At 69.2% G+C, this 23,615-nt stretch carries 18 protein-coding genes; 5 read left to right on the top strand and 13 right to left on the bottom strand.

Annotated elements, in window-relative coordinates; genetic code table 11:
* The first annotated feature begins 72 nt into the window (after positions 1-72).
* Positions 73-1,500 carry an amidase gene (locus ACJH7A_RS00735; RefSeq protein ID WP_406801277.1) on the top strand — a complete coding sequence of 476 codons (1,428 nt, stop codon included), beginning with the start codon at positions 73-75 and terminating at the stop codon, positions 1,498-1,500.
* Positions 1,501-1,651: 151 nt separating this feature from the next.
* Here ACJH7A_RS00735 and era read toward each other — a convergent pair whose 3' ends face one another.
* The 5 genes from era to ACJH7A_RS00710 all read right to left on the bottom strand — a co-directional run bounded on the left by era (position 1,652) and on the right by ACJH7A_RS00710 (position 5,864).
* Positions 1,652-2,566 carry a GTPase Era gene (gene era, locus ACJH7A_RS00730; protein WP_406801276.1) on the bottom strand — a complete coding sequence of 305 codons (915 nt, stop codon included), beginning with the start codon at positions 2,564-2,566 and terminating at the stop codon, positions 1,652-1,654.
* Positions 2,559-3,899 (bottom strand): hemolysin family protein, encoded by a 1,341-nt coding sequence (locus ACJH7A_RS00725; RefSeq protein ID WP_212812245.1) that lies wholly within the window; start codon positions 3,897-3,899, stop codon positions 2,559-2,561. The genes era and ACJH7A_RS00725 overlap by 8 nt, the downstream gene beginning before the upstream one ends.
* Positions 3,896-4,432, bottom strand: a complete 537-nt coding sequence (gene ybeY / locus ACJH7A_RS00720; RefSeq protein WP_020102089.1) for an rRNA maturation RNase YbeY — start codon at positions 4,430-4,432, stop codon at positions 3,896-3,898. Before ybeY ends, ACJH7A_RS00725 begins: the two co-directional genes overlap by 4 nt.
* Before the next feature lie 4 nt (positions 4,433-4,436).
* Positions 4,437-5,498, bottom strand: coding sequence for a PhoH family protein (locus tag ACJH7A_RS00715; protein ID WP_064982702.1), 1,062 nt, complete (start codon positions 5,496-5,498; stop codon positions 4,437-4,439).
* Positions 5,499-5,648: 150 nt separating this feature from the next.
* Positions 5,649-5,864: a hypothetical protein gene (locus ACJH7A_RS00710; RefSeq protein WP_029105369.1), complete on the bottom strand. Its 216-nt coding sequence runs from the start codon at positions 5,862-5,864 to the stop codon at positions 5,649-5,651.
* Between the two features lie 273 nt (positions 5,865-6,137).
* Between ACJH7A_RS00710 and ACJH7A_RS00705 the strand changes: the two genes are divergently transcribed.
* From ACJH7A_RS00705 to ACJH7A_RS00695, 3 genes are read left to right on the top strand one after another with little or no spacing between them, the layout of a single operon-like run.
* The gene (locus ACJH7A_RS00705) at positions 6,138-7,787 is read left to right on the top strand and encodes an EspA/EspE family type VII secretion system effector (protein ID WP_406801275.1); all 1,650 of its coding nucleotides are present in this window, start codon (positions 6,138-6,140) and stop codon (positions 7,785-7,787) included.
* A 30-nt stretch (positions 7,788-7,817) separates the two neighbouring features.
* The gene (locus ACJH7A_RS00700; protein ID WP_064980653.1) at positions 7,818-8,132 is read left to right on the top strand and encodes an ESX-1 secretion-associated protein; all 315 of its coding nucleotides are present in this window, start codon (positions 7,818-7,820) and stop codon (positions 8,130-8,132) included.
* Positions 8,133-8,135: 3 nt separating this feature from the next.
* Positions 8,136-8,723, top strand: coding sequence for a hypothetical protein (locus tag ACJH7A_RS00695; RefSeq protein ID WP_406801274.1), 588 nt, complete (start codon positions 8,136-8,138; stop codon positions 8,721-8,723).
* Positions 8,724-8,783: 60 nt separating this feature from the next.
* On the opposite strand, the gene ACJH7A_RS00690 is transcribed toward ACJH7A_RS00695, so the two are convergent.
* From ACJH7A_RS00690 to hrcA, 3 genes are read right to left on the bottom strand one after another with little or no spacing between them, the layout of a single operon-like run.
* Entirely contained in the window at positions 8,784-9,539 is a 756-nt protein-coding gene (locus ACJH7A_RS00690) for a 16S rRNA (uracil(1498)-N(3))-methyltransferase (RefSeq protein ID WP_406801273.1), read from the bottom strand.
* A 15-nt stretch (positions 9,540-9,554) separates the two neighbouring features.
* A complete protein-coding gene (dnaJ, locus tag ACJH7A_RS00685; RefSeq protein ID WP_212812250.1) occupies positions 9,555-10,706 on the bottom strand; it encodes a molecular chaperone DnaJ in 1,152 nt (383 codons plus the stop codon).
* Between the two features lie 41 nt (positions 10,707-10,747).
* A complete protein-coding gene (gene hrcA / locus ACJH7A_RS00680) occupies positions 10,748-11,779 on the bottom strand; it encodes a heat-inducible transcriptional repressor HrcA (protein WP_212812251.1) in 1,032 nt (343 codons plus the stop codon).
* Positions 11,780-11,969: 190 nt separating this feature from the next.
* Between hrcA and ACJH7A_RS00675 the strand changes: the two genes are divergently transcribed.
* Positions 11,970-12,299 (top strand): type II toxin-antitoxin system VapB family antitoxin, encoded by a 330-nt coding sequence (locus ACJH7A_RS00675; RefSeq protein WP_064860908.1) that lies wholly within the window; start codon positions 11,970-11,972, stop codon positions 12,297-12,299.
* Positions 12,300-12,306: 7 nt separating this feature from the next.
* On the opposite strand, the gene ACJH7A_RS00670 is transcribed toward ACJH7A_RS00675, so the two are convergent.
* From ACJH7A_RS00670 to ACJH7A_RS00650, 5 genes are read right to left on the bottom strand one after another with little or no spacing between them, the layout of a single operon-like run.
* A complete protein-coding gene (locus tag ACJH7A_RS00670; RefSeq protein ID WP_318985310.1) occupies positions 12,307-12,636 on the bottom strand; it encodes a hypothetical protein in 330 nt (109 codons plus the stop codon).
* A 48-nt stretch (positions 12,637-12,684) separates the two neighbouring features.
* Positions 12,685-12,897: an MbtH family protein gene (locus ACJH7A_RS00665; protein ID WP_318985311.1), complete on the bottom strand. Its 213-nt coding sequence runs from the start codon at positions 12,895-12,897 to the stop codon at positions 12,685-12,687.
* Positions 12,875-14,167, bottom strand: coding sequence for a SidA/IucD/PvdA family monooxygenase (gene mbtG / locus ACJH7A_RS00660; RefSeq protein ID WP_212812253.1), 1,293 nt, complete (start codon positions 14,165-14,167; stop codon positions 12,875-12,877). The genes ACJH7A_RS00665 and mbtG overlap by 23 nt, the downstream gene beginning before the upstream one ends.
* Positions 14,164-18,525, bottom strand: coding sequence for a non-ribosomal peptide synthetase (locus ACJH7A_RS00655; RefSeq protein ID WP_212812254.1), 4,362 nt, complete (start codon positions 18,523-18,525; stop codon positions 14,164-14,166). Before ACJH7A_RS00655 ends, mbtG begins: the two co-directional genes overlap by 4 nt.
* Positions 18,522-23,615: a non-ribosomal peptide synthetase gene (locus tag ACJH7A_RS00650; RefSeq protein WP_305798715.1), complete on the bottom strand. Its 5,094-nt coding sequence runs from the start codon at positions 23,613-23,615 to the stop codon at positions 18,522-18,524. The genes ACJH7A_RS00655 and ACJH7A_RS00650 overlap by 4 nt, the downstream gene beginning before the upstream one ends.

The following is a 23,615-nucleotide window of genomic DNA, read 5'->3' as shown; positions in this document are numbered from 1 at the left end:
GTCCCATCACGGACCGACAACTTCCGTTAGGCAGCGCCGGGCGAGTGCGCACCACTATCCTCGTAAATCGTCATGGCCGAACGTTCCGCGCAGCCCCGATTCCCGACTCTGACCCAGCAGTTGTACCGCCTCGCGAGCGGCACGGTGACGTCACAGCAGATCGTGCGGCAGTCGCTGGATGCCATCGCGGCCAGTCAGCTCGAGCTGAACGCCTTCCGGGTGGTCTTCACCGAACAGGCGCTCGCCGACGCCGCCGAAGCAGACCGCAAACGCGCTGCCGGACAACATCTTCCGCTTCTCGGCGTACCCATCGCGATCAAGGACGACGTCGACGTCGCGGGCGTGCCCACCCGGTTCGGCACCGACGGCGACGTGCCCCCGGCCACCGCGGACGCCGAGGTGGTGCGCCGGCTGAAGGCGGCCGGCGCGGTGATCGTCGGCAAGACCAACACCTGCGAACTCGGCCAGTGGCCGTTCACCAGCGGGCCCGGTTTCGGGCACACCCGCAATCCCTGGTCGCGCGAGCACACCCCGGGCGGGTCGTCGGGCGGTAGCGCCGCGGCCGTCGCGGCCGGATTGGTCACCGCCGCAATCGGATCCGACGGTGCGGGCAGCGTCCGCATCCCCGCCGCATGGACCCATCTGGTCGGCATCAAGCCGCAGCGCGGACGCATCTCCACCTGGCCGCTGCCCGAGGCCTTCAACGGCATCACGGTCAACGGGGTGCTGGCCCGGACGGTCGCCGACGCGGCCCTGGTTCTCGACGCCGCCTCCGGCAACGTCGACGGTGATCTCCACAAACCGGCGCCCATCGCCGCGGCCGAGGCCGTCGGCCGGGCACCGGGTCCTTTGCGCGTCGCGTTGTCGACCAAGTTTCCGTTCACCCTGTTCCCCGCCCGGTTGCATCCGGAGATCCGGGCCGCGCTGAACACCGTTGCGGGACAACTCGAAGAACTCGGGCACACCGTCCGGCCGGACGATCCGGAGTACGGACTGCAGCTGTCCGTGGACTTCCTCGCCCGTTCCACGACGGGACTCGCCGAATGGCGCGACCGGGTGGGACCCGACGTGACCCTCGACCGCCGCACCCGGGCCAACATCCGGACGGGATGGCTGCTGTCGGAGCACGCGCTCCGCGAGGCACGGCGGCGTGAAGCCGCCCATCAGCGCCGCATCGGCTGGATTTTCAATCTCGTCGACGTCGTGCTGGCGCCGACCACCGCGCAGCCGCCACCGCTGATCGACGCCTTCGACCGGCTCGGCAGCACCGCCACCGACCGCGCCATCATCGCGGCGTGCCCGGTGTGCTGGCCGTGGAACGCGCTCGGCTGGCCGTCGATCAACGTCCCGGCCGGCTTCACCGCCGACGGGCTGCCCATCGTTGTGCAGCTGATGGGTCCCGAAGGCAGCGAGCCGCTGCTGATTTCCCTGGCCGCCAGTCTGGAGGCGATCAGCGGCTGGGCCACCAAGCAGCCCGACAACTGGTGGACTCAGCCCTAGGCCCTGGCCATTCATTTTCCGCGAGCGTGCGTGTCTGCCCGCGACACGCCGCGTGAACCGAGCACTATCGTCGCGCTCGCCAGCCGCGAGCGTGCGCGGACGGCGCACCACGACCCGCGTGTCGCGTACAGACACGGCCGCTCGCGCGAGATTAAAAGCCCAGCTTGCCAAGCTGTTTCGGGTCACGCTGCCAGTTCTTGGCGATCTTGACCCGCAGGTTCAGGTACACCTTGGTGCCGAGCAGCTTCTCGATCTGCGTCCGCGCCGCCGTCCCGACCTCACGCAAGCGGGAGCCGCCCTTGCCGATCACGATGCCCTTCTGGCTGTCGCGCTCGACGTAGATGATGGCGTGGATGTCGCACATCTCGCCCTGCTCGGGGGTGCGGCCTTCGCGCTCGGTGAACTCCTCGATGACCACCGCCAGGGAGTGCGGCAGTTCGTCGCGGACGCCTTCCAGCGCGGCTTCGCGGATGAGCTCGGCGATGAGCACTTCCTCGGGTTCGTCGGTCAGTTCGCCGTCCGGGTAGAACGCCGGACCCGGCGGCAACTTGCTGGCCAGCACGTCGATCAGGACGTCGACCTGTTCGCCGGCCACCGCGGACACCGGCACGATCTCGGCCTTGCCCTCGGTGAGCTCACTGACCGCCAGCAGCTGCGCGGCCACCTTGTCGCGCGGCACCTTGTCGGTCTTGGTGACGACCACCAGCAACGTGGTTCGCGGTGCGACAGCACGGATCTGCTGGTAGATCCAGCGGTCGCCGGGCCCGATGGCCTCGTCTGCCGGGATGCACAGACAGATGATGTCGACCTCGGAATAGGTGTCCTTGACCAGTTCGTTGAGCCGCTGGCCGAGCAGCGTGCGCGGCCGGTGCAGACCGGGCGTGTCCACCAGGATGATCTGGAAGTCCTCGCGGTGCACGATGCCGCGGATGGTGTGCCGCGTGGTCTGCGGGCGATTCGACGTGATCGCGACCTTGGTGCCGACGAGCGCGTTGGTCAGCGTCGACTTGCCGGTGTTCGGCCGGCCGACCAAACAGACGAAGCCGGAACGGAATTCGTCACTCATCGGGTTCTCCTTCTTCCACGTCATCAGTGCGTTCCGGCTCCACCGGCGTCACCAGGACGGTGCCGATCCGGACCCGGCCGCGATGGTCCCGGCCGCCCTCGGCCCGCAGCTGGAGGGTCGCCGGGTACTGCGATCGATGCGACGGGAACGACACCCGGACCTCGGCGCCCGGCAGCGGCACGCGCCCCAGTTCGTGCGCCAGGAGCCCGCCGACGGTGTCCACGTCGAGGTCGCCGTCGACCTCGAAGCCGCACAGTTCGGCCAGGTCCTCCAGCGGTAGCCGGGCCGACACCCGAAACCGGTTGTCGCCCAGTTCTTCTACCGGCAGCACCTCGTCGGTGTCGTATTCGTCGGCGATCTCACCGACGATCTCCTCGAGCACGTCCTCGATGGACACCAGGCCGGCGATCGCGCCGTACTCGTCGACCAGCAACGCCATGTGGTTGCGGGTGCGCTGCATCTCGTTGAGCAGCTCGTCGAGCGGTTTGGAGTCCGGCATGAACACCGCGGGACGCATCACCGCGGCCACCTTGGTCTCGCGGCCGCCGTTGGTGGAGTTGTAGGTCTGCTCCACAAGGTCTTTGAGATAGACGACGCCGACGACGTCGTCGACGTTCTCCCCGATCACCGGGATGCGGGAGTGTCCGCTGCGGACCGCCAGCGAGGTCGCCTGCCCGGCCGACTTGTCGCTCTCGATCCACACCATCTCGGTGCGGGGCACCATGACCTCGCGTGCCGGGGTGTCACCGAGTTCGAAGACGGACTTGATCATTCGCCGCTCTTCGGCGGCCACGACACCCCGCTGCTGCGCGAGGTCGACGACCTCGAGCAGTTCGATTTCCGAGGCGAAGGGTCCGTTGCGGAAACCGCGGCCCGGCGTCAGGGCGTTACCGATGAGCACCAGCAGCCGGCTGATCGGGGTCAGCAGCACCGCGATCACCTGCAGCGGAAGCGCCGACAGCAGCGAGATGGAATAGGCGTTCTGCCGCCCCACGGTGCGGGGGCCGACACCGATGGCGACGAAGCTGACGACAACCATGATGGCCGCGGCGGACACCAGGGCCCACCCGCGCGTCATCAGCTCGTCGAGGTAGTCGACCAGCAGGACGGTCGCCGAAGCCTCGCAGACAACCCGCAGCAGCACAACGAGATTGACGTACTGCGGCCGGTTCCGGACGATCTTGGCCAGCCGCACCGCACCGGGCCGCTCATCACGGATCAGCTCGTCGACCCGCGCGATCGAGACGGTGTTGATGGCGGCATCGATCGCCGCGAACACCCCGCCGATCACGACGAGCACTATGGCGCCGATCAACGGCGTCAACCCGGTCACGGTTCGTCGAAGTACCGCGACTTGTCCAGCAGCCGGCGGTCTTTCTCGGTCTGCCGATCCTTGTGGTAGGCGTGCACCTGGTCGGCGACCCACTCCTCGAGCAGCTGACGCTGCAGGTCGAACATTTCTTTTTCCTCGTCCGGCTCGGCGTGGTCGTAGCCCAGCAGGTGCAGCACGCCGTGCACGGTCAACAGCGCCAGCTCGTGACCCAGTGAATGTCCGGCGGCCTCAGCCTGATTCGCGGCGAACTCGGGACACAGCACGATGTCCCCGAGCATCGACGGCCCGGGCTCGGGCGCATCCGGCCGGCCGCCGGGCTCGAGCTCGTCCATCGGGAAGCTCATCACGTCGGTGGGGCCCGGCAGGTCCATCCAGCGCATGTGGAGATCGGCCATGGCCGACTGGTCCACCAGGACCATCGAGAGTTCAGCGGCGGGGTTGACGTCCATCTTGGAGATGACGAACCGCGCCACGCTGATCAGCTCGTCTTCGGATACGTCGATTCCCGACTCGTTGGAAACCTCGACCGTCACTGCGTCACCGCCTCGTCCGGCCGGTGGCTCGACGGTGCGCGCGGTTGGCCAGACCGTGCTCGCTCACTTTGGCTTCCGCCGCTTCGTATGCGTCGACGATCTCCGAAACCAGCTTGTGGCGCACCACGTCTGCACTCGTGAGCTCAGCGATGTGGATGTCGTCGATACCGTCCAGGACCTCGATGGCCGACCGCAGACCCGACTTCGATCCGCCGGGCAGGTCGACCTGTGTGACGTCACCGGTGACGACGATCTTCGAACCGAAACCCAAGCGGGTCAGGAACATCTTCATCTGTTCGGCGGTCGTGTTCTGCGCCTCGTCGAGGATGATGAAGGCGTCGTTCAACGTACGGCCGCGCATGTATGCCAGCGGCGCGACCTCGATCACCCCGGCTGCCATCAGCTTCGGGATCATCTCGGCGTCCATCATGTCGTGCAGCGCGTCGTACAGCGGCCGCAGATACGGGTCGATCTTCTCGTTGAGCGTGCCCGGCAGGAAGCCGAGGCGCTCCCCCGCTTCGACGGCGGGACGCGTCAGGATGATCCGGCTGACCTGTTTGGTCTGTAAAGCGCTGACGGCCTTGGCCATTGCCAGGTAGGTCTTGCCGGTGCCGGCGGGGCCGATGCCGAAGACGATGGTGTGGGCATCGATGGCGTCGACGTAGCGCTTCTGGTTGAGCGTCTTGGGCCGGATGGTCTTGCCGCGGCGCGACAGGATGTCGAGCGTCAGCACCTGTGCCGGCGACTCGGCGTCGGCGCCGTCGAGCATGCCGACGCTGCGGCGCACGACGTCCGGGGTCAGTGTCTGCCCGCCGGCGGCAATCGTGATGAGCTCACTGACCACGCGCTCGGCCTTCGCCACGTCGGCGGGCGAGCCGGATATCGAGAGCGAATTGCCGCGGACGTGGATGTCGGCCGCGAGCAGGTTCTCGAGAGCTCGCAGATTCTCGTCGGCCGAGCCGAGCAGGCCCACGACAAGATCAGGCGGAACAGTGATGCTGCTTCGAACCGACGGGTCGAGCTCCGAGGAGCGCGACGCGGCGGCGTTCGTATCGCGGGGCGTCACGTGGTTTTCGATGCCTGCTTTCTGGTGTCGAGCTGAGGAGCACATTCTACCGCCGGGCCGAAGGCACGCCCAACGAGTTGGCTGGTCACGCAAGCCGCGGGCGGCACCTTTCGGTACCGCCCGCGGGTTGCGTAGTAGTTGGGTCGCCGATTACCGGCTCTGGTGGACGTTGGTGTCGACCTTGGGCGACTTGGCGCCCTGGTGCACGTCGTCCAGCCAGTTCAGGTGATCAACTCCCGTCGGCACCACAGTTGCCTGCACCCCTGTCGGGGCCGGTCCGGTGGCGGCTACGGCGGGAACGGCGAACCCCATGGCACCGGCGGCCAATGCACCGGCGATAACTGCTGCAATTCCGAAATTCTTCATGGAGTGTTCCCTTCGCGTCTTCTGTCCGTCTTTGTCCCCTGGCGGCCCGAGCCGCTGTGACATCCATGTAAACAGGCAGGTCAAAGGATTAATTCCGCTGGCAGGAAATTAGTGTTTACTGGCAGGAATTGCTGTAACCCAGGCCACAGGATTGGCCCGAAAGGCCACGTCGCGGAGTTCGGAATTAGCGCATTGGAGGGGCGCCGGCCGCTGTTACGCTCGATTCACCGGCGAGGGTCCGCCGGGGCGATGAGGAATCGGGGAGGGTTCTGCATGGGTAGGGGTCGCGGTCATCACGGCGGTTCGCACAATTCGCCGAGCAACCGCCATCCGCGCCACGACGACGAGCCCACTGTGCGCATCCCCCGGCCGAACCACAACGACCGCAACGACCACAACCCGCGGCGCCACGACGATCACGACGGCAACTCGCACCGGCGTGACCACGACGGCGGTGACAGCCCGAGCCTCGGCGAGAAGATCAACGACATCCTCGACAAGGCCAACGACGTCCTGGACACCGCCTCGGACATCGCCGACAACGTCAAGAAGCTGATGGAAGGCGATCCGATGGGCGCCGTCGGGCTCATCAGCGATGCCGGCGACATCGCCAAGATGCTGATGCCCGCGGCCGCCGGCACGCCCATCATCGAGGGCGGCTTGTGGGCCCTGGACCTCGCGGGGCTCGGTTTCGGCATCGGCGATCCGGACACCGGGGAATCGTTCTCCGACGGCGCCGAACTCTTCCAGGCCGCCGGCGACGGACTCAGCAGCGCCTATCCGACCGTGTGGCAAGGCACGTCCTCCACGGCCTACTCCAACCGGAACGCCGAACAGATCGGCAGCGCCGAACAGCTGCTGCAGGCCGACAATTTCGTCGTGCAGATCCTGAGCGCCGAAGCCGAACAGGTCGACGCGGGCCGCCAGCAGATGGACAACATCGCCACCTGCCTGGGCGCGATGATCCCCGTCTGTCTGGCCCTGGAGGCGACGGTCATCGGCGCCCCCGAGTCGCTCGCGCTGCAGGCCGCATCCGTCGCCGTCGCCGCCGCGGCTTCGGCCGTGACGATGAACAACATGATGGCGCAGTCATCGAGCAACGCAGCGCAATTGAGCCAGGCGACGAGCATGTACCAGAGCGCCTCGCACGCTCCGCCGCTGAGCACCATGCCGCCGCCCGCGAAGAAGCCGGGCGACGGACCGGATTTCGGCAATGCCGACCCCAACGCGCCGGGCAATCCCAACCAGCCCGGGCGGCCGGGGACGGGCACGCCGTCCGGTCCGCCCACGGGCAACCCGCCCGGCACCGGCAGCCCGACGGGCACCGGTGGCGGCGGTGGCGGTTCAGGTTCCGGCGGCGGTTCGGGCTCCGGCGGCGGTTCGGGCGCCGGTGGCGGCGGCACCCCGAGCATGCCGAAGATGCCCGAGGTACCCGAGATGCCGTCCGCCCCAGCGGCATCGGGTGCCGGCACCGGCGCCGGGTCCGGTATGGGCGGTATGCCGTCGCTGCCGCAGATGGGCGGCGGTGGCTCCGGCAGCGGAGGCGGCGGTCTCCTCGGCACCCTCGCCGGCCTGGCCGGCCAGGCGGCACAGACCGCGACGCAGGCGGCCCAGGCCGCCCAGCAGGGCAAGCAGGATCCGAACGCACAGGACCCCAACGCGCTCGGCGAAGACAAAGACGGCGACGGCAAGCCGGACGATCCGGCCGCCGACCCCAATGCCCAACCCGCGGAAGCAAATCCGCCGGGCGCGGCAGCCGGGACGGAGTCGCCCGCGGGACGGGCGCCCATCCAGGTGTCGTTCGACGACGGCGCGCACCACGTCGAAGTGGCCGTCGATCCCGACACCGCCAAAGGCCCCGTGCACGTGAGCCTGGACCCGTCGAATCCCACTGCGCCCCCGCGCATCACGACCGAAACCTAGTTTTTCCGGCTTTCCCGAAAGGAGCAACACATGGGCGGCAAGCTCACCGTGGAGACCTCAGAGTTGCAGGCGCTCTCCACCAAACAGACCGATGCGGCCGCGACGTTCAGCGCCGCCGGCAACACCACGTCCTACGTCGAGGTCAAGGTGCTCGCGACCCACGGGCCGCTGTGCATGTCGACGCAATCGGCACTGAGTGCTGCGAACAACGCGCGCAAGGCCGCCTGCGAGCAGATGATGAACAAGTCGCGCAACCTGGCCTCGAACCTGAACAAGGCCGCGGCGCAATACGACCAGACGGATGCGCAGGAAGGTTCCAACCTCGGCAAGCAGATGCAGATCTGATCGATGTCAGACCATTCTTGGGACGACCACGACGACGACGAGCATCTCGCCGAACCCGAGAGCTCGCTCGACTACTTCACCACCGACGGCAGTGACGACCCGGACCCGGGCGATTCGGGTCTCGACCAGCTGGTGACGTCGGATCACGAGACGTACGACGACGAGACGGCGGGCTCCTATGCGGACGCCATCGCGCCGAATGTCGGTGGCGCAGTGGACGACGACGACGAAACGCCGGATGACGACGCACCCCGGGTGGTGGTGTTCGCGGTCTCCGACCCCGCCGGAAACGTCACGGCCGAGGCGTCCATCGCCGGGTCGATCCAGCGGATCAAGCTGGCGCCCAAGGCGGCCTCGATGCCCGAGGCCGAACTCGCCCGCAGCATCCTCGCGACCGCGAAGCTCGCGAACATGAAGGGCCGTGCGGTGCAACGGGCACTCATCGAAGGCGTCCTCGCGGCCGAAGGGCTCGACGAAGAGCGCGTCGAGACCATCATCGAGATGAACGCGCCCGACCTGCCGACACCGCGACAGGCCGACGACGCGGTCGCCGAGGCAGAGGCGGCATACCTGCGCGGTGAGCATCGATAGCCGGCCCGAACATGGTTGGGCGACTGAGAGGTTCGCCCGCCGTGACCGGCCGCGCTGGTTCTAGACCTGCCAGCGCGGCGTCAGCACACCCAGGGCACCCAAGGCAACCGCGGCCGCGGTCGACGTGCGCAACACCGACGGCCCCAGCCGAACGGCAACGGCGCCGGCGCCCACCAACGCCGCCAACTCGCCGTCGGTGATGCCGCCTTCCGGACCCACGATCAGCGTCACCGCCTCGGTGGCTGCCGAAACCACCTCGCGCAGGGGGACTTCCGCGGATTCGTGCAACACGAGCGCGACGTGACCCGTCCCGTCGCTGCCCTCGCCGATCGACGCGACCAGCTCAGCCGTCGACAGCGGGCCACTGACCGAAGGTACGAACGGGCGACGGGACTGCCGCGCCGCCGACCGGGCCACCGCACTCCAGCGCCGTAAACCCTTCTCCACCTTGGCCGTACCATCCCAGCGCGCGACGCAGCGCTCGGACTGCCACGCGACGAACGCGTCGGCACCGGCCTCGGTGGCCAATTCGATGGCCAGCTCGGAGCGTTCGGACTTGGGCAGGGCCTGCACCACCGTCACCGCCGGCACCGCGGCCGGGACGTCGGTGATCGACAGCACGCGTGCCGTCAACCGGCCCTTCACGGCGTCTTCGATCACGCAGTGCGCCAGCGTCCCGGCCCCATCGGACAGGTCGAGTTCCTCGCCCGGACGGATGCGTCGCACCGTCGCCGCGTGGAAGCCCTCGTCGCCGTCGACGACGGCGAGACCGCCGACCTCCGGTACCGCGTCGACGTAGAACAGCGCCCGGCTCACCAATAGCCCCGAAGGCTAACGGCCACTGAAGGTTTCGCGCAGGCGGCTGAACAGGCCGCCCCCGCCGCCGGCGACGGCCTGCGTCGAGCGCACCTCGGTGACGTCGCGGGACCGCTGCTCCTTGAACTTGCGCAGCAGTTCGAGGTCACGGTTGTCGAGCCGCGTCGGCACCACGACGTCGATGTGCGCGTGCAGGTTGCCGCGGACCCCGGACCGCAGGTGTGGCATACCGTGGCCGCGCAGCGTGGTGATCGAACCGGGCTGGGTACCCGGCGCGATGGTGATCTCGGTGGGCCCATCGAGGATGGCGTCGACGGTGACGGTGGTGCCCAGCGCGGCGTCGACCATCGGCACCGAGACGGTGCAGTGCAGGTCGTCGCCGTCGCGCAGGAACAGTTCATGAGGCTGCTCGTGGACTTCGACGTACAGGTCGCCGGCGGGGCCACCGCCCGGGCCGACCTCGCCCTGGGCCGCCAGGCGCACCCGCATGCCCTCGCCGACGCCGGCCGGAATCTTCACGCTGACGTCGCGCCGTGCGCGCACCCGGCCGTCGCCGCCGCAGCGGTGACACGGGTCGGGGATGACCTCGCCGACACCACCGCACACCGGGCAGGGCCGCGATGTCATGACGTTCCCGAGCAGCGAGCGCTGGACCGTCTGGACCTCACCCTGGCCGTGGCAGGTATCACAGCGGGCGGGCTGCGAATTGCCGTGCGTGCCCTTGCCCTGGCACAGGTCGCACAGCACCGCGGTGTCGACGGTGACCTGCTTGGTGACGCCTGTCGCGCACTCCTCGAGGTTCAGCCGCAGGCGCAGCAGCGAGTCCGAGCCCGGGCGCACGCGGCCGATCGGACCGCGCGCGGACGCGCCGCCACCGAAGAAGGCCTCGAACACGTCGCCGAGGCCTCCGAAACCGGCGAAGCCACCGGCACCGCCGCCACCGCCGCCGCTCTCCATGGGATCACCGCCGAGGTCGACGATGCGCCGCTTCTCCGGGTCGCTGAGGACCTCGTACGCGGTGCTGATCTCGGCGAACCGCTGCTGTGCACCCTCGTCGGGATTGACGTCGGGGTGCAGCTCCCGGGCCAGCCTGCGGTAGGCCTTCTTGATCTCCGAGTCGCTGGCGCCCTTGCTCACGCCGAGCAGGCCGTAGTAATCGCGTGCCACGCCTAAGAACCTTGCCTAATCTCTCGAACTGCTGGGCACCCTCACCGGGTGCCCAGTACCTCGCCTATGTACCGGGCGACAGCCGCGACGTTGGCGATGGTGCCCGGATAGTCCATCCGGGTGGGGCCCACCACGCCCATGCCGCCGTAAACCTTGCCCAAACTGCCGTAGGCGGTGCTCACGACGGACGTCCCAGCCATCTGCTCGGCCTCGGTTTCGTGGCCGATGCGTACCGTGACTTTACCTGCCTCCTGTTGGGCGGCCAGCAACCGCAGGACCACGACCTGCTCCTCCAGCGCCTCCAGCACCGACCGCAGGGACCCGCCGAAATCGGCGGTGTTGCGCGTCAGGTTGGCGGTGCCGCCGAGCAACAGCCGCTCCTCCTGGTGCTCGACCAGCGTCTCGACCAAGACCGTCGCCGCGCGGCCCACCGCGTCGCCCAGGCCGCCGTGACCGTCCATCTGCGATGCCAGGTCGGCCACCGCGACCGACGCGGCCGACAACAGCTTGCCTTCCAGGGCCGCGCCGAGCCGCTCCCGCAGCTGCGACAGCTCGTGTTCACCGATGGCGTCGCCGAGCTCGACGACGCGCTGGTCGACGCGTCCGGTATCGGTGATGACCACCAGCAACAGCCGGGCCGGGGTGAGCGCCACGACCTCGAGGTGGCGCACCGTGGAGCGCGACAGGGTGGGGTACTGCACGATGGCGACCTGCCGGGTGAGCTGCGCGAGCAGGCGCACCGCGCGGCGCAACACGTCGTCCAGGTCGACGCCGGATTCGAGGAAACTCAGGATGGCCCGGCGCTCGCTGGACGACAGCGGCTTGACGTCGTCGATCCGGTCGACGAACTCGCGATAGCCCTTCTCGGTGGGCACCCGGCCCGAGCTGGTGTGTGGCTGCGTGATGTAGCCCTCCGCCTCCAGCACAGCCATGTCGTTGCGCACCGTGGCGCTCGAAACGCCGAGGTTGTGGCGCTCGACAAGCGTCTTGGAGCCGATGGGCTCCTTCGTGGAGACGAAGTCGGCAACGATGGCACGCAGCACTTCAAAGCGACGGTCGTCGGCACTACCCATTCGTCACCTCCAGTTTCACCGCCATTTTACGGTGACGATGGATTCGGGCGGTCGACAGACGTCATTCGGCAGCATCTGGTGGTCGGATGCCTCGGCAAACGCCGAGTCGACCCGCTAGGGTCACCTGTATGCCGACGCTGTCACCGCGGACCCGCTCGGCTCACGGGGAGCTTTGCAGAGTGATCTACTCATGATTTTCAAAGGGGTACGCGACGGAAAGCCCTACCCGGAGCATGGGCTGAGCTACCGCGAATGGGCCCAGATTCCGCCGCGCCAGTTGCGTCTCGACGAAATCGTCACCACGACGACGGTGCTCGCCCTGGACCGGCTGCTGTCCGAGGATTCGACGTTCTACGGCGATCTGTTCCCGCATGCCGTGCGCTGGCAGGGCACCATTTACCTGGAGGACGGCCTGCACCGTGCGGTGCGGTCGGCGTTGCGGAACCGGGTGGTGCTGCACGCCCGGGTGTACGACATGGATGTGCCGCTGTCGCAGCAGCTTTCGCCGGCCGGCGAATGAGCGTGCGCTAGCGCAGGTACGTGCCGACCAGCACTACGAGCACCAGCGCGACGAGCCCGATGCCCAGGCACATCAGCGCTGTGACGACGCGGCTGCGGGCGTCGCCACCCAGCCGGTAGGTGCCACGGAACAACGTGGCCATCGCGATGCTCGCGGCGTGCCAGCCCGCGGAGTTGCCATTGCTCTTCGGCTCGGGCGGTTGCTGTGGGACGTATGGCTGCTGGGGGTACGGGTCGCCGGCCGGCGGATATCCGTACCCATGCCTGGCGGGATGGCCTTGCGGATACGACCCCGCCGGCGGTTGTTGCTGCGGATACCGCGGATCCGGATACGTCATTGCTGCACTCCCCCTGGTCAGCTCTGGCTTCCGCGACTTTACCCCGGCTCAGCCGGCCAGGGTCTCCCGCAGCGTCTTCGGCCGGATGTCGGTCCAGGTCTCTTCGACGTAGGCCAGGCAGTCGGCGCGCGTGCTCTCACCGAACACGACCCGCCAGCCGGCGGGCACGTCGGCGAACACCGGCCACAGGCTGTGCTGCTCTTCGTCGTTGATCAGGACGTAGAACGCGCCGCTGTCGTCATCGAACGGATTGCTGCTCATCGCTTCTCCTCACGGATGGTGTGGCATATTCGGCCCCCAGCACGCGGTCGCTGAGCAGACCGAGGCAGCTGAGGTTGGGGAATCCGGGGCCCTGCGTGAGCCAGGACAGACTGGGCAGGAACAACTTCGGTGTGACGCCGCTGACGGCGAGGTCGTAGCCGATGGACCGCTGCAGGGAGTCGGCCGACAGCGGCGCACCGATACCGAGCTCCAGCACGTCCAACGCGTCCTGGCTCAACAGCGGCGCGAACCACATCGAATCGGCGCCGGAACCGTCGATCACCAGATCGAAGCCGTGCACCGTCTCCAGGCAGCCGGAGTCGCGTTCGGTCTGCAGGGTCAACCGGATCCGGTCTTCGCGGGGCACGGCATGGGCGACGCGGCCGCGCAGGTGCCGGATGCGGTCGTCGGCCAGCAGTGAGTCCTGGACGCGGGCGGAGAACACGCCACGGTCGGTGCGGGCCATGGCATCTCGGCGCTCGGAGATGCTGAGCCCGGCCCAGCCCGTGGGGTCGGAGAACAGGGTGTTCTCGAAGTAGCCCTCGCCGCGGGTGAACAGCGTGACGCCCGGGGAGATCACCGTGATGGTCGAAACCCGGTGCGAGAACAGCTCGTCGAGCATGGTGGCGGCGGTTTCCCCACCGCCGATGACGGCGACCCGCTCGGCGTTGATGCGCTCGTCCTGGGCGACGCGGTGCCAGAACTGAGCGATCGACAGCACCCGCGGATGCCCCGGCAGGATGGACCGCTCGGCCTGTCCCGGCCCGGTGATCATCACGCCGTCGGCGCGCACCTGCTGATCGCGGCAGTGCAGCACCCACTGGTCGCCGTCGACCGACAGCTTCGTGACCTCACCCGTGACCACCTGCATGGCAACGCTTTCCGCGACCCACGCCAGGTACTGGCTCCAGCGCCGGTGGGTGGGTGCGGGCCGGCCGCGGTCGATCCACTCGGCGAACTGTCCCGTCGAGATCAGGTACGACTGCCAGCTGTGCCGCATCATCCGTTCGTCGAGTTCGACGTTGCGGCGCGGCACGAGCGCCGACCGGTACGGGAAGCCGACGTCTTTTTCCGGGCCGGTGCCCAGCCGGTGCCGGCCGTCGGTCCAGCCGCCTGCGGCCTGCCAGTTGGCGCCGACGCCCAGGCGCTCCACCGCGATGACGTCGGGCGCGTCCACGCCCATGGCCCGCAGCTCGGCGGCCTTGGCGGCCACGGCGACCGCCTTGGCGCCGGCGCCGATGACGGCCAGGGTATTTCGGGTGTCGGTCATTTCATCACTTCCCTGAGCTGTGATTCCCACAGCTGTTGCAATTCGGCAATGTCGTCTGCGCTGAAAATGTCTGGCACCGTGCGCCATTGGACACCGAGCGCCGCGGTGCCGTCATGGTCGATGATTCCCGCCAGGAGGGTCAGGTCGTGGTGCACCGCGTAGTTCGGTTCGGGCACCGGTGACGCACCGGCCAGGAGCGCACCGTCGAGCTGCAGTGCGGCCCCACTCGCCCCGAGGTGTACCCGGCCCAGATAGTTCAGCAGCACCTGTGGTTCCGGGTAGGCCGCCAACCGCTCCGCGGTGTCCGCGCGCAGATACCGCAGCAGCCCGAAGTCGATGCCGTGGCCGGGGACCGCGGCGATCTCGGCGCTGACCTGTTGTGGCGCTTCGGAACTGATACGCACCGGGTAGATGGCGCTGAACAGTCCGACGGTGTCGCCGGTGTCGACGTCAGCACCGGCGACGACGGTGTCCGCGCGGCCATGGGTCTCCAGCGCCACCAGCGGCGCCGGGGTGTCCTGGCCGCGACGCTGCCGCCACCGGGTGATGGTGCGCGCGGTCGCCGCGGCCAGCAGATCGGTGACCGGCCGGCCGGCCCCCAGTACGCGCGCCGTCAGGTCGGTGTCGATGATCGACATGGCGACCACCACGTCTGCGGCACAGTCGGTCTCGGGCTGCACGCGGCGACGGCCGAGCGCGGGATCCGGGCCGGCGACCTGTGCCTCCCAGAAGTCCACGGTGTCGAGGCGCTGCGCCCGTTCGGCGACCAGCCGTGACCAGGCCCGGTAGCTGGTGTGCTCGCGGATGACTGCGGGCCGGGCACCGGAGGCCAGCGCGTGCCAGCCATTCTCCAACTCGCCGAGCACAATTCGCCAGGATGCCGGGTCGACAGCCAGCACGTGAGCACTGAGGACCAGCACCTTGCCGCTGGACGTGGTGTTCAGCAGCACCGCCTGCAGCAGGCGCCCCTGCTCGGGATCGAGGCGTTCGACCGCGAGATCGGTCTGCTCGGCCACCGCGGCCACGACGTCACCGTCGACGGTGACCTCGGACAGGACGTCGCCCACCGGATGGTCGACCAGAGTCATGGTGGCCCGGTCCAAGCGGCTTCGCAGGGCCGGGTGCGCGGCAATGACGCTGTGCAGCAACGTGGTCAGGTGCTCGGCGGTGATGGCATCCGGTAGCCGCACCGCCTGGGTCTGGGCCAGGCGGCGGCCGTCGCCGTACTGATACAGCCAATGCACGTTGGGCAGCACGGGTACCGGGCCCGCCTCCTCGACCGCCGTCGCGGCCAATTCGTCCTCGGCGTCCAGTTCGTCGGCCAGTTCGCGAATGCTGCTGCAGTCCAGCATCATCCGCGCACGCAGCGCCAGGCCGCGGCGGCGCGCGGCCTGGACCACCGACAGCGCGACGATGCTGTCGAGCCCCAGATCGAGGAAATCGGCGGTGACGTCGAGTCCGGCCGGATCGGCCACCTCCAGCACGTCGGCGAACAACTCGGCCACGGCCAGTTCCGTTGCGGTCGCCGGCGCCGCCGCCTGCCCGGTGCCGGCGGCAGCATCGATCGCGGCCAGTGCCGCGTCGTCCACTTTGCCGTTGACCGTCAGCGGAATCTCGTCCACGGCGATGATGTGGTGCGGCACCAGGTATCTGGGCAGCCGGGCCGCCAGCATGCGCCGCAACTCGGTGGCCCCTGCCGCCCCGGCGACGTACGCGACCAACCGCGGCCCGCTGCCGTGCCGCCGGACGGTGACGTGCGCATGCCGCACACCCGGGTGCGCGTGCAGGACCGCGGCGACCTCACCGGGTTCCACCCGGAATCCGCGAATCTTCACCTGATCGTCGGACCGCCCCTGGAATTGCAGGCCACCGGTGCCGGGGTCGCGGCGCACCACGTCGCCGGTGCGGTACATCCGCGCGCCGGCCACGAATGGGTCGGCGACGAATCGCGCGGCGGTCTCGGCGGCGCGGCCCAGATAGCCGCGCGTGAGCTGTCCACCGGCCAGGTAGAGCTCACCGGTGACGCCGTCCGGCACCGGGCGCAGCCAGGCGTCGAGGACGTAGGCGCGCGTCGCTGTGGTCGGGTGCCCGATCGAGGGGGTGCCGTGCTCGGTGAATGCGGCCACGACGGCTTCGACCGTGGTTTCGGTTGGGCCGTAACAGTTGTAGGCCGACATGCCGGTGCGGTCGCACTCGTTGCGGATGGCCGCCCACGCGTTCGGGTCGACGGCTTCGCCGCCCAGCGCCAGCGCGGTCAGCGGCACCGTCGTCAGGAGACCTTCGGCCTGCAGCTGCGTGAACATCGACGGTGTGGTGTCGATCAGGTCGACGCCGTACTGCCCGATGGTCGCCACCAGTGCCTCGGCATCACGCTGCACCTCGTCACCGACGATGTGCAGACCGTGGCCGTCCAGCAGCGCGGCCAGCGGCTGCCAGGCCGCGTCGAACGTGAACGACCAGGCGTGCGCAACCCGAAGTGGCCGACCGGCTTTCGCCACCGCGGGCCGCAGCACCCGGGCGGCATGGTCTGCGGCATAGGCCAGCACCGCGTCATGGGTACCGATGACGCCCTTGGGCTTGCCGGTGGTACCCGACGTGAACACGATGTAGGCGCCCTGGCCGGGATGTATTGGCAGCGGCGTGAATTCGCCGGCGGGGTGGTTGCCCGCAGCCGCCAGCAGGGCGTCGTCCACGACCACCGACGCATTGGTCTGGCCGAGGATCTCCTCGATCCGGTCGGCGGGCATCGACGGATCCAGCGGCACGACCAACCCACCGGCCTTGAGCACGCCGAGCATCGCCACCACGTAGTCGGGTCCCCGGCGCAACAGCACCGGCACCGGCGTCTCGGTCTCGACGCCGCGGCGCCGCAGTTCGGTGGCGACGCGGTCGGACGCCTCGTCGAGACCGCGGAAGGTCAGCGCGCCGCCGTCATAGCTCAGTGCCACCGAACCCGGCTTGCTGCGCGCGGTAGTGGTGAACTTCTCATGGATGCCACCGGTTTCGGTACTGGCGGGATGTGCTGCCACCGTGGGCGCGGCGAGATGGATACCGACGTCGCGCAACGGGCGGTCCCAACCGTCGACGAGGCGCTGCATCACCGCGAGCACCTGCCGGCCGAGGCTCTCCGGTGGCACGAGCCCGGTGGCACCGTCTTTCGTCTCGACCAGGACGGTCAGTTCGCCATCGGTCAGGTGCGCTGCGACAGTGACCGGGAAGTGCGCCAGGCTCTGCAGTGCCCGGGGCCGGAATGTGGCTCCGCGGACGTCGAATTCGCCACTGCCGACGAGGCCGCCCGGCGGGAAGTTCTCATAGACCAGGAGGCTGTCGAACAGTTCGCCGACACCGCCGAGCGAGCGCAGTTCGGTGTGCGACAGGTAGCTGTGCTCGCGCAGCTCGGCGGCGTCCCGCTGCAGGGCCAGGCACTGCTCGCCGACGCGGCGCTGCGGGTCCAGGCGAACTCGCAGCGGCACGGTGTTGATGAAGAGACCGACCATGGTCTCGACGCCGGCGAGCTCGCCCGGCCGGCCCGAGACCGTGACGCCGAAGACGACGTCGCGGCGGTCAGTGAGCACCGACAGGATTGCCGCCCAGGCCATCTGGGTGAGGGTGTTGAGCGTGACACCGCGGGCCCGCGCGGCCTCGACCAGACGGTGCGTCTCGTCTCGGGGTGCCTTGATCTCGGTGGTGTGCGGCAGGTCGTCGCCGAGTTCACCGGAGCCGAGGGCCGGAGCCAGCATCGTGGGGCCGTCGAGCCCGGCCAGGTGTTGCCGCCACAGCCCGCGGCTGGCCTCGGGGTCACGGGCCGCGAGCCAGCCGATGTAGTCGCGGTACGGGCGTGGCGCGGCAGGCAGCACGGAGATGTCGCCGCCGGCGGCATACAGCGCGAGCAGTTCACCGACGAACAACGGCAGCGACCACCCGTCGATGACGATGTGGTGCGCGACGACCGCGAAACGCCAACGCTGCTGCGGCATTTCGATGAGCAGGAACCGGATCGCCGGGCCGCGCTCCAGGCTGAAGGGCCGGCGCCGTTCCTGCGCTTCGAGGTCATCGGCGGCATCGGGCGACGCGGCGGTCAGCTGCCGCCACGGCAGGTCGACCGCACTCGGGATCACCTGCACCGTGCGGGCTCCGGCCTGCACGAAGCTGGCCCGCAGGTTGGGGTGACGCACCAGCAATGCGGCCGCGCAGTCCCGCAGCAGCGCCGCATCCACGTCGCCGTCGATGTCGGCGGACATCGCGATCAGATACGGGTCGTCCGCCTGATCGAGTTGCGCCATCGAGTACAGCCCCTGCTGCAGCGGGCTGAGCGCCAGGACGTCCTCGATGACCGGCGCCGGCTGCACCGTTGTCACTGCGGCTCCTGCGGTGCGTTCCACGATGACGCGAACGATGCGGTCAGCTCGGCGAGTTCGTCGGCCGACAGGCCCGAGACCGTCATCGGCGCGTGTTCGCGGTCCTCACCTGGTGCCCCTTGGGTTTCCGCCGACGACCGGGCGTCGATCGCCGCGGCCAGCTCGTGCACCGTCGGGTACTCGAAGACCATGCGGGCCGTCAGCTTCATGCCCGCGTCGCGGCCCCGCGCCGCCAGCTGGACCGCCTTGATGCTGTCGCCGCCCAGGCTGAAATAGTCGTCGCCCCGGCCGATCTCGCCTTCGGCGTCGAGCACCTCGGTCAGCAGGGTGATGAGGGCGCGTTCGGTGTCGGTACGCGCGGGCTCTGCCACCGCCGACCCGGTGCGCACGGCGCGCAACTGGACGGCCTCGATGCGCTCGAGCTGTCCGTCGGCCAGCCACCTGCCGCGTTCGCCGGTGGGTGCCGACTCCTGGTAGATGTCGCCCACCACGCCGACGCCCACGGGCTGCTGCCACTCATCGAGCACCTGCACCCCGTCGTTGCCTCGGACGGCTTCGTCGACCCGCAGGTCCCGCAGCCGCTGATCGGCGTCCTCGGCGATGCCCGTGATCACCCGGACCAACCGGTCGGCGAGCCGCTGCGCGGTCTCCGCCGTGTACAGATCGGTGCGGTAGATCAGGTGGCCACGGTAACTGTCCTGGGTGGCAAAGAAATTCACCGACAGGTCCGCGTGCGCCACGTCGAACGTCGGCTCGAGCGCGGTGAACGTGGTGTCGCCGTCGGCCCGGGAATCGATGACGTGGTCGGTGGGCAGGTCCTCGCGCACGTGCACGACGACACCGAACAGCGGGTTGCGTGACAGCGACCGGGCCGGGCTCACCGCGTCGACGACGTGATCGAACGGCAGGTCCTGGTGCGCGTAGGCGGCCAGTGCGGTGTCGCGGGACCGGACCAGAATCTCGCGCAGTGTCGGATCCCCGCTCAGGTCGTTGCGCAGGACCAGGATGTTGATGAAGAAGCCGACCAGTGCGTCGAGTTCGGCCTCGGTACGCCCGGCCACCGGGGTGCCGAGCGGAATATCCAGCCCCTCACCCGATTTCGCGAGCGCCACCGCCACCGCGGACTGCAGCAGCATGAAGTCGGTGATACCGAGTTCTCGGGTCAGCGCGGTCAGCTTGGTCCGCACCTCTGGGTCGACGACGAACGGCACCGACGCGCCCTCACCCGAGAGCACCGGTGGCCGCGTGAAATCGGGACGCAGACCCGGGTCGGCGGGCGGTTCGGCCAGCTGGCTGCGCCAGTAGTCCCGTTGCGCGGCGAGCGTTCCCGACTCGTCGGCCAGCAGGGTGGCCTGCCAGGCCGCGTAATCCGAGTACTGCACCGGCAGCGGCGCGAACTCGGGCGCCCGCTGCTCGAGGCGCGCCCGGTAGGCGGTGACCAGGTCGGTGAACAGCACGCCGGCCGACCAGTGGTCGGCGGCGATGTGGTGCACCATGATCGACAACACGTGCTGCCCGGGGATGGACAGCACCGCAGCCCGGATCGGCCACTGAGCTTCCAGGTCGAACACGTAGCGACGTTCCGCGTCGAGTTCGGCCTGCAGCCACTCCTCGTCGGCGCCGCGCGCGCGGCGCACCGGCAGCGGCGCCGGGTCGTTCACGACCTGGTATGGCACGCCGTCGATTTCGGTGTACGTGGTGCGCAGCACCTCGTGCCGCTCGACCAGGTCACCGAGCGCCGCGACGAAGGCGTCGACGTCACATGGTCCGGTGATCCGGGCCGCGAACGGGATGTTGTTGACCGGTCCGGGACCGTCGATGCGGTACTGGAACCATTGGCGCAGCTGCGATGCCGACATCTGGCGCGGGCCGGTGTGCTCGATGGCGAGCAGCGGCGGCCGGTTGCGCGGCGCGCCGGTGTCGACCCGCGCGGCGATCTCGGCCACGGTGCCCAACTCGAACACCTCACGCACCCCGATGTCGGCGTTGCACCGCGCCCGGATCGCCGCGACCAGCTTGGTGGCCAGCAGCGAGTGTCCGCCGAGTTCGAAGAAGGAGTCGTCGGCACCGACCTGCTCGACGCCGAGCAGGTCGGCGAACAGCTCGGCAACCTTCCGCTCGGTGTCGGTCGTCAGTTCCCGGAATGCGGTGCGGGACTGGATGTCCGGATCAGGCAGCGCGCGGCGGTCGATCTTGCCGTGCGCGGTGATCGGGATTTCGTCGAGCACGACGTACCCGGCCGGCACCATGTACTCGGGCAGCGCTGCCGCCACCCGCGCCTTGATCCGTGGCACGTCGACCGATTCCAGGTCGCCGCGCTCGGCCGGGGTGAGATAGCCGACGAGGCTCTTGCCCAGCCCGGGGAGATCGCTCGCCACGACGACCGCCTGGCCGACGCTGGGATCCACCGCGATGGCGGCGGCGATCTCACCGAGTTCGATGCGGAAGCCGCGGATCTTGACCTGCTCGTCGGCGCGGCCGACGAACTCGATGTCACCGTCGGCATTGAGCCGGGCCAGGTCGCCGGAGCGGTACAGCCGACCGCCCGGGGTGAACGGGTCGGCGACGAAACGCTCGGCGGTCAGGCCGGGGCGCTGGTGGTAACCGTGCGCGACATGGGTTCCGCCGATGTAGATCTCACCGATGACGCCGACCGGGACGGGGCGCAACGCGTCGTCCAGCAGGTGCATCTGCGTGTTGATCTTCGGCTTGCCGATCGGCACGATGCGCGTGCCCTGCGTGCCCTCGACGCGGTACCGGCTGGCGTTGATGACGGTCTCGGTCGGCCCGTAGAAGTTGTGCAGCAGCGCGTCGAACGTGGCGTGGAATTTGTCGGCGACCTCGCCCGGCAGCGCTTCGCCGCCGATCGGCACCCGCTTGAGGCTGCGCCATTCGTTGACGCCGGGCAGGGACAGGAACAGCCCCAGCAGCGACGGCACGAAGTGCATCGAGGTGATGCCTTCGGTGCGCAGCAGTTCGGTCAGGTACCCGATGTCGTTGAGCCCGCCCGGGCGCGGAATGACCAGGCGCGCACCGCAGGCCAGCATGCCGAACACCTCGGCGATGGACACGTCGAAGCTCGGCGAGGCCACCTGCAGCAGGCGTTCGTCGGCGTCGATCTGGTACTCGTCGACGAACCACACGAAGTACTCGGCGACCGGACGGTGCGGCACCGGCACGCCCTTGGGCAGCCCCGTCGAACCTGACGTGTAGATCAGGTAGGCGGTGTTGGCCGCCGTGAGCGGCCGAATCCGATCGGCATCGGTCGGGTTGTCGTCCCGCAGGCCGTCGAGGTCGGTGATCGGCTCGCGGATGACCAGTTTCGGGTCACCGTCGCTCAGGATGAACGACAGCCGGTCCTCGGGATAGGTCGGGTCGACCGGCAGGTACACACCGCCGGCCTTGACGATGGCCAGCGCCGTGATCACCAGCTCGGGCGACTTCTCCAGCAGCACCGCGACGCGGTCCTCGGTACCGATGCCCTGCCCGATCAGCCAGTGTGCCAACCGGTTCGCCTCGGCGTTGAGCTCGCGGTAGGTGTAGTACCGGCCCTCGTACGCGACGGCGACCGAGTCCGGGGTGCGTTCGGCCTGGGCTTCGATCAGCGCGGCCAGCGTCGTGTCCGGGGTGCTGAACTGCTCGCCGGTGGCCATCCGGCGCAGCCAGTCGGCGTCGTGCTCGTCCATCAGGTCCAGCTCGGCGAGGGCCCGGCCCGGGTCGGTCAGCGCGGATTCCAGCAGCACCGCGTAGTGCCGCAGCATCTGGTCGGCCAGTGTGGCGTCGAGGATCTCGGTCAGGTACTCCGCCTCGACGATTGCCCCGGCGTCGTCGAATTCCACCATGAAGCCCAGCGGCAACTGGGTCTGGTGACCCCGGTACTCGGCCCGGCGGCAGGTGATCCCGGACGGGCAGAAGCCCCGGCCGTCGGCCTCGCGGGCGCCGAAGGAGACCCGGGCCAACCGCTCCACACCGTGCCGGCGGTCCGGGTTCAGCTCGCGTACCACGCGATCCAGGTTGATCTGCTGATGGGCGAAGGCCCCCTGGGTGGTGTCCTTGGCATGGCTGACGAACTCCCCGAAGCTCTGCCGGGCGTCGGGGCGCAGCCGCAGCGCCACGGTGTTGCCGTAGTACCCCAGCGCCTCCTCGGTGCCACCGCTGCGGTTGAGGACCGGCGTGGCGACCAGGACGTCGTCGGCGTGGGTGTAGCGGTGCAGCAAGGTCCCGAACGCCGCCAGCAGCACGGTGTAGGGGGTGGAGCCCGTCTGGCGCGCCAGCTCGGAAATCCGGGCCACGGTGTCGGCGTCGATGCGCCGGGTGACCCGCTGCGAGCGGTGACCGGTCGGCACGAGGGAGCCGTGCGCACCCGGGAGCTCCAGGGGCTCAGGCGGATCGGCGAGCACCGAGCGCCAGTACTCGAGTTCCTCGGTGTGGTCGTCGGCGGGCACCGCGGCCGGAATCACCTCGGCCAGCTGCTCGCCCTCGTAGGCCCGCGTGAGATCGCTGAAGAACACCTGCCACGAGGCGTCGTCCCAGGCGATGTGGTGTGCGGTGAGCAGCATGATGTGCTCGTCGGCCCCGGTGCGGATCAGGCTGATCCGCAAGGGTGATTCGGTGTCGAGCTGGAACGGCGTGCCGAACTCCCGCTGTGCCAGCACTTCGAGCCGCAGGGCGCGCGACGCTTCGGAGAGGTCGCTGAGGTCGTGCGTGCTCCAGCCGGGCGCCAGTTCGTCGTGGACCGTCAGCCCGGGTTCGCCCGTCGCATCGGCCCGGTACGTGGTGCGCAGGACCGGGTGGCGGCGGGCCACCGCGTTCACCGCGTCCCGCAGGCGCTCGTGGTCCAGCGCACCGGTGATCGCAAAGGACACACAGACATTGAGCAGTGCGCCGGCAGGGTCGGCGGTCTGCACGAACCACATCCGGCGCTGGCCGTCGGACAGCACCGGCACGACGGGGCCGCCATCGCTCGACTGCGTGCCGTTCTGGGACTGCAGGCCGCGCTCGGCCAGCTTGCGCCGCAACAGCTCCAGGCGCGCGTCGTCTGCCCCGTTTGCTCCTCGCGTGCGCAGTGCCCCGATGTCGGTCTCGGTCAC

The sequence above is a fragment of the Mycobacterium sp. SMC-17 genome, assembly GCF_045310915.1.
Lineage (GTDB): Bacteria > Actinomycetota > Actinomycetes > Mycobacteriales > Mycobacteriaceae > Mycobacterium.
Note: the sequence above shows the minus strand (reverse complement) of the source record. Positions and strands in the feature narration are given on the sequence as shown.